Annotated in this window: 5 protein-coding genes; 4 read left to right on the plus strand and 1 reads right to left on the minus strand. The window is 73.4% G+C overall.

Going from position 1 to position 15508, the window contains the following annotated elements:
- Positions 1–45 precede the first annotated feature (45 nt).
- Positions 46–1185, minus strand: a complete 1140-nt coding sequence (locus tag ACFHNC_RS16565) for an N-acetylmuramoyl-L-alanine amidase family protein (RefSeq protein WP_437170338.1) — start codon at positions 1183–1185, stop codon at positions 46–48.
- Between the two features lie 840 nt (positions 1186–2025).
- Between ACFHNC_RS16565 and ACFHNC_RS16570 the strand changes: the two genes are divergently transcribed.
- The 4 genes from ACFHNC_RS16570 (at position 2026) to ACFHNC_RS16585 (ending at position 15500) form a co-directional block, all read left to right on the plus strand.
- The gene (locus ACFHNC_RS16570) at positions 2026–5439 is read left to right on the plus strand and encodes an Rne/Rng family ribonuclease (RefSeq protein WP_437170339.1); all 3414 of its coding nucleotides are present in this window, start codon (positions 2026–2028) and stop codon (positions 5437–5439) included.
- Between the two features lie 161 nt (positions 5440–5600).
- Positions 5601–6620, plus strand: a complete 1020-nt coding sequence (locus ACFHNC_RS16575; protein ID WP_437170340.1) for a C-terminal binding protein — start codon at positions 5601–5603, stop codon at positions 6618–6620.
- Between the two features lie 204 nt (positions 6621–6824).
- The gene (locus ACFHNC_RS16580) at positions 6825–8111 is read left to right on the plus strand and encodes a glycosyltransferase family 4 protein (RefSeq protein WP_437170341.1); all 1287 of its coding nucleotides are present in this window, start codon (positions 6825–6827) and stop codon (positions 8109–8111) included.
- A gap of 66 nt (positions 8112–8177) precedes the next feature.
- The gene (locus ACFHNC_RS16585) at positions 8178–15500 is read left to right on the plus strand and encodes an SDR family NAD(P)-dependent oxidoreductase (RefSeq protein WP_437170342.1); all 7323 of its coding nucleotides are present in this window, start codon (positions 8178–8180) and stop codon (positions 15498–15500) included.
- The last annotated feature ends 8 nt before the right edge of the window (positions 15501–15508 follow it).

The following is a 15508-nucleotide window of genomic DNA, read 5'->3' on the forward strand; positions in this document are numbered from 1 at the left end:
GGATTTTGGGTCGGATGCGCCCCCTTGCGAGGGGGGCGGCCCCGTTCAGCCGAAGGCCGCCACCACATTGCCCGATTGCGCCAGCCAGCCATGGATGGCGCGGCCCATGGCGCGGGCCAGCCTGGCGCGGTGGTCCGCCCGGCGCAGGGCGGCCTCATCCTGCGCGTCGGACAGGAAGCCCAGTTCCACCAGCACGGCCGGCACATCCGGCGCCTTCAGCACCACGAAACCGGCCTGGCGATGGGTGTTGGGCAGCAGCGGCACATCCTCCCGCAGCTCCGCCACCACCTGTTCCGCCATGCGGGCGCTGCCGATGCGGGTTTCCGCCTGGATCAGGGAGGCGAGGATGGCCTGCACCTCCGGCGAGACGGAGGGCAGGCGCAGCCCGCCGGCACGGTCCGCCTGGTTCTCCCGCCGTGCCAAGGCGCCCGCCAGCGAGTCGGAGCTGTCGCCCAGGGTATAGACGCTGGCGCCGCGCGCCCCAGGTGCGCTGTCCGCATGCAGCGAGATGAACAGCGCAGCCTGGCGCTGGCGGGCGAAATTCACCCGGGCGCCGAGCGCCACGAAGCGATCATTGCCGCGGGTCAGCGCCACGCGGCAACGGCCGCCGGCCTCCAGTACGCGCTTCAATTGCAGGGCGGTGGCCAGCACCACACGCTTTTCCTGCGTGCCGCGGACACCGAGGGCGCCCGGGTCCCGCCCGCCATGGCCGGGGTCCAGCACCACCAGTGGCAGGGATGCGGCGCGGCGTGTGGCTGCCGCTGTGCCACCGCCTTCCGCCATCACGCCACCGCCACCGGCCAGCCGGGCAAACGGCCCGGACGCGCCTGGCACCACCTCGATCACCAGGCGGTTGCCGCTGGCGGCGGCGCGGCGCAGCGCCACCGGGCCGGAGAGATCGAGCCGCAGCCGCCCGCGCTCCACCCGCGCCGCGCGCACCGGCCCGGCACCGCGCAGCCGGGTTGCGGCCCGCCAGGGCTGGCCGGGTGTCTCCAGCAGCAGGCGGTTCGGGGACCGCGCCGCCACCAGCTTCCAGCGCGCATTGGCCGGCAGCGTCAGGGTCAGGCGCGCGCCGGGCCCCACGGCCTCCAGCGAGGCACCGGTGACGGCGGCGAGGACTTCCGTTGGCGCGGGCAGCGCCGCGAGGCCGAGCACGAGGCTCGCCAGGGCTCGGCGACCGAGCATGGGTTGGCACCCCCTAAGGTTCCGGCGGATGGGCGGCAACGGCCGGCCGATCCGCGTAGGCAGGCCGCGCACGGCCCCCGCCGCGGCAGGCCGGACCACCCCCCGGTGCCGGCCATGGGTGGAGAATGCCACATTGTGCCCGTGGCTTGCCAGCACCGGTTGAGAGATTGCGCGAGTTTGACGCTGCGCCGGTGGCCCGACAGTGCCCCTTTTGGACGGCATCGCTGGCGGCGCCTTGTGGTGGCTGGATGGGCCGCCTATGGTGACCTGCCCCGGTGGCAACCGCTTCCGGCTTGGTTTGTGTGTCTCGCGGCCGCCCGGCCCCGTTTTCGCCCGCGTTGTCGCGGCGGGCGGGGCGCCGGGTCAATGGCCGGTATCCCTGGCATGGTGACGGGCTTCGCCCGGCGCCGCACTTCGCCAGGTGTCGCGACGCCTGCCCGGCCGGCGCGGAGCCTGCGCGGACACCCTGCGACCGATTCGTGGAAAGACGAGGCTGGACACAGGGCGCCCCACAGGCCAGCCGCCCGCCCGATTGCGCCTGCGACCGGCGCCCCTTTCCATGGGGCATGCCGATTGAAGGGTTTCCGGGGCAGCGCGAGGCGCGCCCGCCGGGACCGGTCTGCCTGGGATGATTCCCAGGTGCATCGGCCCCACTGAACCCAACAGGGTCTGCCCAGGGGCTTCCCCCAGGGCGGGTCCGCCGCGACAAGGACCGGATCGCCGCCGCATGGACGATTTCCTGCCGCCGATCCGTGCTGTCTCGGGCCCTGTCACCCCCGACCGCCGCTGCCGGCCCACGGGTCCAACCCCTGGCCAGCGCGGTGCGGAGTTTTCACCCCCATGACCAAGCGCATGCTGATCGACGCATCCCACCCCGAGGAAACCCGGGTGGTGGTGCTGGATGGCAACCGGCTCGAAGCCTTCGATATCGAGTCGGCGAACAAGATGCCCCTCAAGGGCAACATCTACCTGGCCCGCGTCGTGCGGGTCGAACCCAGCCTGCAGGCCGCCTTCGTCGAGTATGGCGGCAACCGGCACGGCTTCCTCGCCTTCAGCGAGATCCACCCGGACTACTACCAACTGCCCGTCGCCGACCGGCAGCGCCTGATCGAGATGCAGCAGGCCGAGGCGCGCGAGGAACAGGAACGCGAGGACGCCGAGGAAGCCGCCCGCGACGGCGATGAAGCGCTGACCGGCGCGCTGCAGGCCGCCATCGAGGGCGAGGCCGAGGCAATCGGCGAAGCCCCCGGCGAAGATGGCGGCGCTGAAGACGACCGGCGTGAAGACGACCGGCGTGAAGACGACCGGCGTGAAGACGAACGGCGGGAAGATGAGGGGCGCGAGGCCGCCGGGCCGGCGCCGGAGGCGAACGGGTCGGACGATTCCGACGGCGAGCGCGACTCCGGCAGCGCCATGCCGATGGCCATCCAGGTGGAACGCATCACCGCCAGCGACGAGCCCGAGGCCGCCACCCCGGCCGAGTCCGAGGCTGCCGCCGAGGACGCGGCGCTGGCCGCCGAACGGCAGGAGAATGCCGAGGCCGCCGGCGACCAGCGCTCGGCCGAGGACAATGGCGCCGAGGATGAAGGTGCCGATGACAACGGCGCCGAAGACGAGTCGCGCGACGAGAACGGTACCGAGGGCACCAACGGCGAGCCGACCACCGGTGAGCCGGGCAGCGAACCGCGCCAAGCCCGTGGGCGCCAGGACCGCGGCGGCCGCGGCCGTGGCCGCGACCGGGGCCGGGGTGGTGACCGGGGCGGCGACCGGGGCGGCGACCGCGGTGGTGACCGCGGTGGTGACCGGGGTGGCGAGCGCAGCCGCGACGACCGCAGCCGCGAAGACGAGGTCGAAAGCGTCGGCAATTCCGAGGCGCCGCCGCCCGAATCCCTGGGCGGCACGACGGAGGATGACGCGCGCGAGCGCCGCATCCCGCCGCGCTTCCTGCGCCACTACAAGATCCAGGAGGTCATCAAGCGCCGCCAGATCATGCTGATCCAGGTTGTGAAGGAGGAGCGCGGCGGTAAGGGTGCCGCGCTGACCACCTACATCTCGCTGGCGGGCCGCTTCTCCGTCCTCATGCCGAACTCGCCGCGTGGCGGCGGCGTTTCCCGCAAGATCACCTCGACCGGGGACCGCAAGCGCCTGCGCGAGATCATCGACGAGCAGCAGCTGCCGCAGGGCATGTCGCTGATCGTCCGCACCGCCGGCGCGCAGCGGCCGAAGCCCGAGATCAAGCGGGACTGCGAATACCTGCTGCGCCTGTGGGACAACATCCGCGAGCGCACCTTTGCCTCCACCGCCCCGGCGCTGATCTATGAGGAAGCGGACCTCATCAAGCGCTCGATCCGCGACGTCTTCGGCAAGGATGTCGAGGAAGTGCATGTGGAGGGCGACGAAGCCTACCAGGATGCGCGCGAATTCATGCGCATGCTGATGCCGGCGCATGTGAACAAGGTGAAGCCGGTGCGGGACGGCGTGCCGCTGTTCGCCCGCCACGGCGTCGATGTCCAGCTCGACGCCATGCACAGCCCGAATGTGCAGCTGAAGTCCGGCGGCTACATCGTCATCAACCAGACCGAAGCGCTGGTTTCCATCGACGTGAACTCCGGCCGCGCCACCCGCGACCGGCACATCGAGGACACGGCGCTGCGGACCAATCTGGAAGCGGCCGATGAGGTGGCGCGCCAGTTGCGCCTGCGCGACCTGGCCGGCTTGATCGTCATCGACTTCATCGACATGGAATCGGCGCGCAACGATGCGCAGGTCGAACGCCGGTTGAAGGAGGCCCTGAAGCAGGACCGCGCCCGCATCCAGGTGGGCCGGATCAGCCATTTCGGCCTGCTCGAAATGTCCCGCCAGCGGCTGCGGCCTTCGGTGGTGGAACACGCCTATGTCGCCTGCCCGCATTGCCAGGGCCGCGGCCTGGTCCGCAGCGTGGAATCCAGCGGCCTGCAGGTGCTGCGCCAGATCGAGGAGGAAGGCGCCCGCCGCCGCGCCGCCGAGATCATCGTCCATTGCGCCATGCCGGTGATGCTGTGGCTGCTGAACCAGAAGCGCGAGCGGCTGGGCCAGATCGAGCAGCGCTTCGGCATGCGCGTGCTGGTGCAGCCGGATGACACGCTGATCCCGCCCGCGCTCCGGATCGAGAAGACCCGCGCGGCCAACCCGGATGCCTTGCCGGAGCGGCAATCCGCGCTGCGGATGGATTTCGCGCCGGAGCCGGAGCCGATCGACGACGAGCCGGAGGTCGAGGAGATCATCGCGGAACCGCAGGCGCGCGTCGCGGCGGAGCCGCGCGAGCGGAACACGGCGGAGCCGCGCGAGCGGGCCCCGGCGGAGCCGCGTGAGCGGGCCGCGGCGGAGACGCGCGAGCGGGCCGAGACCCCGGGCGAAAAGCCGGCCGAGGGCGCGGAGGGTGAGGCCGGACGCCGCCGTCGCCGCCGTCGCCGCCGTGGCGGTCGCCGCGAGGGTGTCGAGGGCCAGTCCGAGGCGGGCAGCGCCGAGGAGGATGAGACCGAGGAGGGCGAGGAGACCGCCGAGGCGCAGCCCGCGCCGCAGCCGGATGCAGCCGTTGCCGCCGAGGCCACGTCCGAATCCAAGCCCGACGCCCCGGCCGAAGCGGCCGAGGAGTCGGAGGAGGATGAGGCCGCGCGCCGGCGTCGCCGTGGCCGCCGTGGTGGCCGTCGCCGGCGCGAGGAAGGTGAGCAGCCGGCCGAGCCGGCCCCCACCCTGGCCAGCCCGACCCCGCCCCAGGCGCCGCCGCCCGCGCGCCGCGCGCCGACCCCGGCCGACCCCTTTGCCGGGCATATGGATGACATCTTCATGGCGATGGAGGCAGCCGAGGAGGCGGCCGAGCGCGCCGTGAAGTCGCGCCGCTCCGCCCCGCAGGCGGCACAGCCGGTCCCGGCCCTGCCGGAGGTGGCGGTCGAGCAGCCGGTGGCGGTGACGCCGGTCGCCGACCTGCCGCTGCCGGAGGCACCCGTGGCTCAGGCACCAATGGCTGAATTGCCGGCGGCTGTGGTGCCGGAGCCTGTCACCATCGCCGCGGCCCCGGTGATGGCCGAGCCAGTGGCGCCCGCGGATTCGGCCCTGGCCGAGTCCCCCGCCGTAGCCGTGCCCGTGCCCGCGCCGGAGCCCGCCGCTGTGACGGCGCCGGCCGAGCCGGTGGCCGCGCCGCCCGTCGCCCCGATCGTGCTGGGTGAGGGTGCGGTGCCGGAACTGCCGCGCAAGCGGGGCTGGTGGCGCGCCTAGCCGCCGATCCGGCAACGCCCCGATTCAGCAAGGCCCGGGCGGCGACGCCCGGGCCGCATGGCTGAGCGCCACCGGTCCGGTTGCCGCCCGCCGCATCAGCGGCGAGGATGCCCGCCTGAGATCCACGCCGCCCTTGGCGTGGCCAGGAGGGAGTGACAAGCGTGGCGCAACTGACGGTCCTCGAGCCTGAGGGCATGTATCCGGATACGGATTTGGAGCAGGAGGTGTTTGGCCCCGGGGTCGAATTCCTCCATGGCGGCGCGCCACATACCGGCACGCTGGATGCCCTGCCGGATGCCGTCTGTGCCAAGGTCGATGGACTGCAGATCTTCCGCCACTGGCTGACGCCCAAGGATATCGCCCGCTTCCCCAAGCTGCGCGTGGTGGTGCGGATGGGCGTTGGCTATGACCGGCTGGACCGTGCCGCCTGTGCCGCGCGCGGCATCACGGTCTGCAACGTGCCCGACTACGGCACGCAGGAAGTGGCGGACCACGCCATTTCGCTGGCCCTCGGCCTGCGCCGCGGCCTGTTCCTGCACCATGAGCTGCAGCGCAGCGACCCGACCGCGCCCTGGCGCTACGTGGACAGCCCGCTAATCCGCCGGGCGGAGGTGCAGGGCTTCGGCATTGTCGGCCTCGGCCGCATTGGCATGGCGGTGGCGCTGCGGGCCAAGGCCTTCGGCTTCAAGGTGCGCTTCTACGACCCGCATCTGCCCAACGGCGTGGACCGCGCCCTTGGCATCACCCGCGCCCGGACGCTGGAGGAGTTGATGCGCGGCGCCGATGTGCTGTCGATCCATGCGCCGGATACGCGGGAGACGCGTGGCATGATCGGCGCGCGGGAACTCGCCTGGCTGCCCGAAGGCGCCGTGGTGGTGAATACGGCGCGTGGCACCAGCCTGGATATCGATGCGCTGGAGGCCGGCCTGCGCTCCGGCCATATCGCGGGCGCCGGGCTCGACGTGATTCCGGTGGAGCCGCCGGTGGATCCGGTGCCGGGCCTGGTTGCGGCCTATCGGGCGAAGGAGCCGTGGCTACAGGGCCGCGTGGTCATCACGCCGCACAGCGCCTTCCACACGCCGGAAGCTTGGCTGGACATTCGCCGCAAGAGCGCCGAAACCATGCGCGACGTGCTTCTGCTCGGGTTGTCCACCAACGTCATTCTCCCGGATAACGGGTAGTCAGCGAAAGCCGCCACACGCGGGACGCGAGGCGCTCAAGTCGTTCAAAAAAAGAGATTGACTGAGAGCGTTAATTAACATACTGTTGTGTACCCGCTGCCGCGATTGTCGCGACATTATTGCGGTGCAGCATTACGTTTGCTGCACCGACCCGACGAGCCCCGCGCACGTGGCGGGTTCCCGGACTGAAGGAGATTGCCAGGCGTGCATGTCTTTCTCGACATCTCCCGTCTCCTGACCGTGGCCCACCGATCGGCGCCGTCCGGGATCGACCGGGTCGAGCTGGCCTATGCCCGCCACTGGGCGACGAATGATCCTTCGCACTGCACCTTCGTGGCGGAAGTCCCGCTGCTGGGCTTCGCGGCGCTGCCCACCTCCCTGGTTCGGGAATTGGTGGTGGCGCTGGAGGAATCCTGGGAAAGCGGTACCCGCCTGGCCGCCGGTTCCGCGCGTCGCGCCCGCCTGGCGCTGCCCTTCGGCCGTCCCGCATTGAACGAGGCGCTGCGGCGGCCCGGCGACAAGTGCTTCCTGCTGGTGTCCCACCGCGCCCTGGAACGCCCTGCGCGCATTTCCAGCATGCGGCGCAATGGCTGCCATTTCGTGCCGCTGATCCATGACCTGATCCCGCTGCACCACCCGGAATTCGCCCGCGCCGGCCAGGCCGAGAAACACAAGCGCCGCATCATCACCACCGCCGCGCTGGCGGACGCCATTATCGTCAATTCGGAAGCGACGGCGGTGGAACTCTCCCCCTGGCTGGCGGCCAGGCCCGACCGGCCGCTGGTCGCCGTCGCCCCGCTCGGCGTCGCGCCGCCGGCGGTGGAGGCGCCGCCGGTGGCGCTGCGGCCCTATTTCGTGGCGCTCGGCACCATCGAGCCGCGCAAGAACCACCTGCTGCTGCTGAACCTGTGGCGGCAGTTCGCCAGCACCATGGGCGGCGCCGCGCCGCGCCTGGTGGTGGTCGGCCGCCGCGGCTGGGAGAATGAGAACGTGCTGGACATGCTGGAGCGGTGTTCCGCCCTGGATGGCCTGGTGCGCGAATGCGGGTCCCTGCCGGATCGGGAGGTCGCGTCATTGCTGCGTGGCGCGCGGGCCCTGCTGTTCCCCTCCTTCGCCGAGGGCTTCGGCCTGCCCCTGGCGGAAAGCCTGGCGCTCGGCGTGCCGGCCCTGGCCTCCGACCTGCCGGCGCTGCGGGAAGTCGGACGGCAGGTGCCGGACTACCTGGACCCGCTGGATGGCATGTCCTGGCGCAGCGCCGTGCTGGATTATGCCCGCCCGGACAGCGGCAGTCGCCGCGCCCAGATGGGCCGCATGGCCGGCTGGAAGCCGCCAAGCTGGGAAAACCATTTCGTCGCGGTGGAGCAGCTGTTCCGCGACCTGGTGAAGCGCCCATCGGAACGGACGGCGCCCAGCCCGGGGCTGCCAGAGCGTGACCGCGGCTGGTCCGCACCGGTTCCGAGTGCCGCCCGCCGTGACGAGGGGCTGTCATGAGGATGACCAGAGCCGGGCTTCCGCGGTCTGCGCGCCAGGCGCGCAGGCCCTGAGCGCAGTCCGGTCATGAAATCCGCCCGCTCTCCCCGGGTGGTCCCGAAGCCCGCCGCAAAGCCCATCGCCATACTGGGCCTGGGCTGCCGGCTGCCTGGGGCCGCCGATGCCGATGCGCTGTGGTCGCTGCTGGAGACCGGCCGTGATGCCGTGACCACGGTGCCGGCGGACCGCTTCAACCAGGCTGCCTTCCTGCACCCACGCCGCAGCGAGCCGGGGCGGGCCTATACCTTCGCGGCCGGCACGCTGGGCGATGTGCGCGGCTTCGATGCCGGCGCCTTCGGCATCTCCCCGCGTGAAGCGGCGGAGATGGACCCGCAGCAGCGCCTGCTGCTGGAGGTGACGCTGGCGGCGATGGAGGATGCCGGTATGCGGCCCTCCGCCCTGGCGGGGCGCGATGTCGGCGTCTTCGTCGGCGGATCCTCCACCGACTACGGCGATCTGCGGCTGCTCGACCATGCCGGTGGCGATCGCTACTTCATGACCGGCAATGCGCTGTCGATCCTGTCCAACCGGCTGACCAACGTCTTCGACCTGCGCGGCCCGGCCGAGACCATCGACACCGCCTGCGCCTCCTCCCTCGTCGCGCTGCACGCCGCCTGCCAGGCCCTGGCGGAAGGGCGGCTGGAGGCGGCAGTGGTGGCGGGGGTGCAGATGCTGCTCTCGCCCTTCCCCTTCGTGGGATTCTCCCGCGCCGGCATGCTCTCCCCCACCGGGCGCTGCCGCGCCTTCACGGCGGGGGCAGATGGCTATGTGCGGGCGGAGGGTTCGGCGGCCTTCCTGCTGAAGCCGCTGGATGCGGCGCTGGCGGCGGGCGATGCGATCCGCGCCGTGATCCTGGGCAGCGGCGTCAGCGCGGTGGGGCGCAGCATCGGCCTGTCTTTGCCGAACCGGGATGCGCAGGCGAAGCTGATCCGCCAGGTGATGCAGGATGCCGGCGTCACTGCCGACCGCCTGGCCTACTGGGAGGCACATGGCACCGGCACCCAGGCGGGCGATCCGGCCGAGGCCTGGGCGATCGGCCAGGCCGCGGCGGGGCGCGACGCGCCGCTGCCGGTGGGCTCGATCAAGTCCAATATCGGCCATCTGGAGCCCGCCTCCGGCGTCGCCGGGCTGGCCAAGGCGCTGCTGGTGCTGGAACGCCGGCAGGTTCCGGCCACGCTGCATCAGGGTGAGCCGAACCCAAATATCGACTTCGCCGGGCTGAATATCCGGGTGCCGGCGGCGCTGGAGGCGCTAGCCGATATCGCGCATCCGGTAGTGGGGGTTAATTCCTTCGGCTTCGGCGGCACCAACGCCTCCGTCCTGCTCGGCCCGGCCCCGGCGCCGCGGCGCGTCGCGAAGGTGGCCAAGGCTGGCCCGCCGCCGCCGCCGCCGCTGCTGCTCTCGGCACGGTCCGCCGCCGCACTATCCGCCCTGGCGGCGAATTGGGAAGCGCGGCTGGAATTGGCTGGCTCGGCGGAGGCGGCGGCGCTGGCGCGTGGCGCCGCCCGGCACCGGGACCTGCATCCGCACCGGCTGGTGCTGCGTGGCGCCGATGGGCCGGCGCTGGCCGGGGGCCTGGCCGATTGGCGGCGGGCGACGCCGAAGGCGCAGGCGGTGGCGGGCCTCGCCGCGGCCTCCGGCGGGCTGTGCTTCGTGTTCAGCGGCAATGGCGCGCAATTCGCCGGCATGGGCCGCATCGCGCTGGCCCAGTCGGCGCCGTTCCGCGCCGGGATGGCGGCCGCCGATGCCGTGCTGGCGCCGCTGCTCGGCTGGTCGCCGCTTGCCATGGTCGAGACAGGCGTGACGGCGGAACAGCTGGCCGCCACCGACATCGCCCAGCCGCTGCTGTTCGCCGTCCAGGTGGCCAGCCTGGGCGCGCTGGCTGCGGAGGGGCTGCGGCCGGACCTGGTGCTCGGCCATTCGGTGGGGGAGGTCGCCGCCGCCTATGCCGCCGGGCTGCTCGGCCTCACGGCTGCCTCGCGGCTGGTGGTCGCACGCTCCCGCCAGCAGCACCGCACCCGCGGCCAGGGCCGCATGGCCGCACTTGGCGCAACCGCGGCCGAGGCCACGGCGCTGATCGCTGCCGCCGGGCTGGAAGGCCGCGTCGAGATCGGCGCGCTGAACGGCCCCGCCGCGGTGACGCTGGCCGGGCCGGAGGCGGACCTCGCAGTGCTGCGGCAGGCGGCGGAGGCGCGGCGCCACGCCTATGTGGCGCTGGACCTGGACTATGCCTTCCACAGCGCGGCGATGGATGCGGTGCGGGACGGGCTGCTGGAGGAGCTGATCGGCCTGGCCGGCCAGCCCGGCACCGTGCCGATGATCTCGACCGTGACCGGGGAGGCACTGGCCTGCGATGCGGTCGGCCCGGTCTATTGGTGGCGCAACCTGCGCCAGCCGGTGAAGTTCGAGCCGGCGCTGCGCAACGCCATCGCCCAGGGCGCCCGGCTATTCCTGGAGGTCGGCCCCAACCCGGTGCTGCAATCCTACCTGCGGGAGACCGCCCGCGCGGCGGGGGTGGAAGCGGCAAACCTCGTCAGCCTCAGCAAGCGCGATGTCGAGGATGCGGACCCGTTCCCCGCCATCGCCGACCGCGCCTTCGCCGCCGGCGCCGATCCGCGCGGCGGCCCCGCCTTTGAAGGCATCACCACCACCCGCCTGCCGCTGACCCCCTTCGACCGCAAGCCGGTCTGGCAGCCGGAGACGGTGGAGGCGATCCGGCTGGTGGATCCGGTGCAGGACCACCCGCTGCTCGGCTTCCGCCGGGGTGCGGAGCCGGGGGTCTGGACCGTGTCGCTGGACACCGAGCTGATGCCCTGGCTGGCCGACCACCGGCTTGGTCCGGATGCGGTGCTGCCGGCCTCCGGCATGCTGGACATGGCACTCGCCGCCGCCCGCAGCCGCAATCCGGATGCCGCGGCGCTGGAGGTGGCGGAGTTCCGCATCCTGCGCGCGGTGCAGCTGGAACAGGGCCGGGCGCGGGAATTGCGCTGCACACTGGATGCCGCCACCGGCCTGTTCCGGATCGAGGGCCGCCGCCGCCTGTCGGAGGAAGCCTGGGCGCTGCATGCGGAAGGCGAGCTGCGGGTTGCCACCGCCACGGCGCTGGACCCGCCCGCCCTGCCACCCGGCCCCGGCGGCCGCCCCGCCGCGCTGGATGGTGCGGCGCTGCGCGGCATCGCCGCCCGCCTCGGCCTGACCTATGGCCCCGCCTTCGCCGCCGTGGACAGCGTGGCGCCGACGTCCGTACCGGGCCAGGTGCGGGTGCGGCTTTCGCTGCCTGACTCCGCGCCGCCGGATGCGGGCTACCTGCTGCACCCCTCGCGCCTCGATGGCGCCATGCAGGGGCTGTTCGCCCTACTGACCGAAACGCCGCCGCCGCCCGGCACCGGCCTGGTGCCGGTGCGCTTCGGCCGGCTGGTGGCGCTGGCGGGCGCCGCGCCTGCGGTGAGCGCGGAGGTTACGTTGACCCGGCGTGGCGTCCGCTCCGCCACCGCGCGGATGGTGTTGCGGGATGCGCTGGGGCACATCGTCGCGCGTATCGAGGATGCGGTATTCCAGCGCTTCGCCCTGCCCGGCGCGGCCAGCGCGGAAGATGCCGTCTACCGCATTGGCCTCGCCCCGGCCGCGGATGGCGCGCCGCCCGCCCCGGCGCTGGCGCCCGCGCTAGAGGCCGCCCGCGCCGTTGCCGCGACGCTGGATTTGACCGAAATCTCCCTGCTGCTGGAGGCGCATGTGGCCGCCGCCGCCCAGGGTCTCTACGCCGCCGAGCCGTCCCTGCACGAAGCCGAGCCCGAAGCCTCGGCCTATGAGGCCTTCCTGCGCCGCGCGCTGGTCGAGGATGGCGCGGCGGAGCCGGTGCAGAAGGGCACGCCGGGCGGCATCCGCCTGCTGCCCGACAATGCGCTGCCGGAGGCCGCCGAGATCTGGCGTTCCGTCCTGGCGGAACAGCCGGCGCTGGCGCTCGACCTCGCCTGGATCGCGGAAGCCGCCGAACGCCTGCCGGATGCGCTGCATGGCCGCACCCGCGACCCCGCGCCACCGCCGGCGCAGGGCGAGGGCATGGCCAGGCTGGCGGAAGCGCTGGCTGCCGCCGTCGGCGCGCTGGCCGCCGCCTGGCCCGAGACACGGCCGTTGCGCATCCTGGAGGTGGGCGCCGCCGGCGGTGTGCTGGCGCGGCGCGTGCTGGCGCGGCTGGCGCCGATGGGCCGCGCTTTGGTCTATGTCGCGGCCGGGGAGGGGCGGGTGCCACTGCCCGAATTGCCGGAGGGCATGCCGGCGGGCAGCGAGATCCGCGGCGTCACCTGGGACCCCTTGGGCGAGGCGCCGCCGCCACTGGTCGCGGACCTCGTCATCGGCCTGGCGCCGGCCGCCCGCGCCAAGGCCGGCACCACGCTGGCCACCGCGCTCCGCTCGGCACTGGCCGAGGGCGGCGCGCTGCTGTTGGTGGAACCGCTGCCGGGCCGCGTCTGGACTTTTGTTTGCGGCCAGGACCCTGCCTGGTGGACCGGCCTCGGGCCGGATGCGGCGGGTGGCTCGGCCGGTGGGGCGCTGCCGGATGCGGCGCTGTGGCTCGGCCGGCTTGCGGAGGGTGGTTTTCGCGCCTCCGTTGCCGAGCCGCTGTCCTGCGCCCCCTGGCCGGCGCTGCTGCTGGCCGCCGAACAGCCGCCGCCCCCCGCCGCCGCACCGCCCGCGCCGCCGCGCAGCCTGGTGCTGGCGGATGCCGAATCGGCACCGCTCGCCGATGCCCTGGCCGCAAGGCTGCGGCGCCGTGGCGCGGAGGTGGAGCGTGCGGGTCTGGAGGAACTTCCTGCCGCCCGCCTGCGCGGCCTGCGCCTGATTGTGCTGGCAGGGCCGGAAGAACCGGCGCTGGCCGCGACGCTCGCCACCGTCACCCGTCTGGCGGAGGCCGCCGTGGGTGTCGCCGCAGGCTTTGTGCTGGTGACCCAGGGCGGGCTGCAACCGCCGGAGGGCTGCCATGTGCCGCAGGCCGCCGCCCTGCTCGGCCTGGCCCGCGTGCTGACGAACGAAATGCCGGCGTTGCGCCCGCGGCGCATCGACCTCGCGCCCGGCCTGGCGCCGGAGGCCGCGGCGCGGCGCCTGGCTGCCGAGTTGGCGCAGCCGGTGCCGGAGGCGGAGGTGACGCTCGGCCCCGATGCGCGGCTGGTGCCCCGCCTGCAACGCGGCCTGACCACGCCGGCACCCGGCGGGCCGCTGGCGCTCGGCATCGGCCAACCCGGCCGCCTCGGCACGCTGCGCTGGGAGGCCGCGAGCGTTCGCGCGCCCGGCCCTGGTGAGGTGGCGTTGCGCGTCGAGGCCGCGGGCCTGAATTTCCGCGACCTGATGTGGGCGCAGGGGCTGCTGCCGGAGGAAGTGCTGGAGGCGGGCTTCGCCGGCCCGACACTCGGCATGGAATGCGCCGGCATCGTCGAGCAGGCCGGGCCGGGTGTCGCGCTGCGCCCGGGCACACGGGTGTTCGGCTTCGCCCCCGGCGCGCTGGCCGCCCGCGTCATCACCCGGGTGGAGGCGATCGCGCCGCTGCCGGAGGGGCTGGACCCGGTCCAGGCCGCGACCATCCCGGTGGCCTTCATGACCGCGCTGCATGCGCTGGAGACCTGCGCCGACCTGCAAGCGGGCGAAACGGTGCTGATCCATGGCGGCGCTGGCGCCGTGGGTCTCGCCGCCTTGCAGGTGGCGCAGTCGATCGGCGCGCGCATCGCGATGACCGCCGGCAGCGCCGCCAAGCGCGCCTTCCTGCGTGCCGCCGGGGCGGAACTGGTGCTGGACAGCCGCGACCCCGGTTTCGCCGACGCGCTCCGCGCCGTCTGGCCGGAGGGAGTGGATGTGGTGCTGAACTCCCTGGCCGGAGAGGCGATGGAGCGCTCGCTGGGCCTGGTGAAGCCGTTCGGGCGCTTCGTGGAGCTCGGCAAGCGCGACTATGTCGAGAACCGCCGCGCGCCGATCCGCCCGCTGCGCCGCAATGCCAGCTATTTCGCGGTGGATGTGGATGAGCTGCCGCGCGCCCGCCCGGGCCAAGCCTCCCGCTTGTTAAGCCAGGTGCGGGACCGGTTGCAGGACGGCACGCTGCGGCCGCTGCCGCATGCGCTGTTCGGGCCGGAGGAGGTTGAGGCCGCCTTCCGCACGCTGCAGGCCTCGGCCCATATCGGCAAGCTGGTGATCCGCCCGCCGGCCGAACGCCCCGCCGCCGCCGCGCCCTGGGCGCCGCCTGTGGACCAGACCATCATCGTCGTCGGCGGCACGCGCGGCTTCGGCCTTGCCACGGCGCGCTGGCTGGTCGGGCAGGGGGCGAAGCACCTGGCGCTGATCGGCCGCAGCGGCGGGGAGGAAGCGGCCGCCGCGCTGCGCGAGCTTTCGGCGCTCGGCGCCCGCCCCGCATTGCATCTGTGCGATGCGGCGGATGCTGAGGGGCTTGGGGCGGCACTGACGAAAATACGGGCGGCGCGGCCGATTGGGGGCGTGGTGCATTGCGCGGCGGTGCTGGATGATGGCGCCGCCACGGCGATGAATGCCGCCCGGTTCCGCCAGGTTCTGGCGCCCAAGCTGCGGGCGGCGGAGAATCTGGACCGGCTGACCTCGGGCGATCCGCTCACGCTGTTCCTGCTGTTCAGCTCCGCCACCACCACCTTCGGCAATCCCGGCCAGGCCAATTATGTGGCCGCCAATGCGGCGCTGGAGGCGCTGGCCCGACGGCGCCGTGCCGCCGGCCGCCCGGCGCTGGCCATCGGCTGGGGCCCGATCGCCGATGTCGGCATGCTGGCCGCTGACCGGGAGAAGGCGGAGAAGCTGAACCGCCGCCTCGGCGTGACGGGCATGACCGCGGCCGAATCGCTGGCCGCGCTGCCGGCTTTGCTGGCCGCCGCCGATGCCGCGCCGCTGCTGGTGCGCCTGTCCAATGGCGAGGGCCGCATCGCCCTGCCGATCATGGCCGAGCCGATGCTGGGCGCGCTGGCCGGCGTGGAGGCGCCCGCCTCCTCCGACGATCTGCGCGCCCGCCTGCCCACCCTGCCACGGGCGGAGGCGGAGGCGCTGATCCTGCGCCTGGTGACGGAGGAGATCGCCCGCATCCTGCGGCTTCCGGCGGAAGCCGTGGCGGCGGATGCGGCGGTGACCGGGCTGGGCCTCGACAGCCTCGGCGCGCTGGAGTTGCGCGGCGGGCTGGAACAGCGCCTCGGCATGCAGGTGGCGCTCGCGGCGCTCACGGAGGAGTTGACGGTGGGGGGCCTGGCGCGGCAGATCGCGGAGGCGGCACTGGCGCCAGCGGGCGACGAGGCGACCATCTCCATGCTGATGGAATCCTTCGAACCCAGCGCCGGGGTGCGCGCGGCCGAATAGCGGCCGGC

The organism is Falsiroseomonas sp. E2-1-a4, assembly GCF_051433165.1.
In the GTDB taxonomy this organism is placed as follows: Bacteria; Pseudomonadota; Alphaproteobacteria; order Acetobacterales; family Acetobacteraceae; genus Falsiroseomonas.

Coding starts and splice junctions, on each gene's coding strand:
- ACFHNC_RS16570 (WP_437170339.1), top strand. CDS start 2,026: ATGACCAAGCGCATGCTGATCGACGCATCCCACCCCGAGGAAACCCGG.
- ACFHNC_RS16585 (WP_437170342.1), top strand. CDS start 8,178: ATGAAATCCGCCCGCTCTCCCCGGGTGGTCCCGAAGCCCGCCGCAAAG.
- ACFHNC_RS16565 (WP_437170338.1), bottom strand. CDS start 1,185: ATGCTCGGTCGCCGAGCCCTGGCGAGCCTCGTGCTCGGCCTCGCGGCG.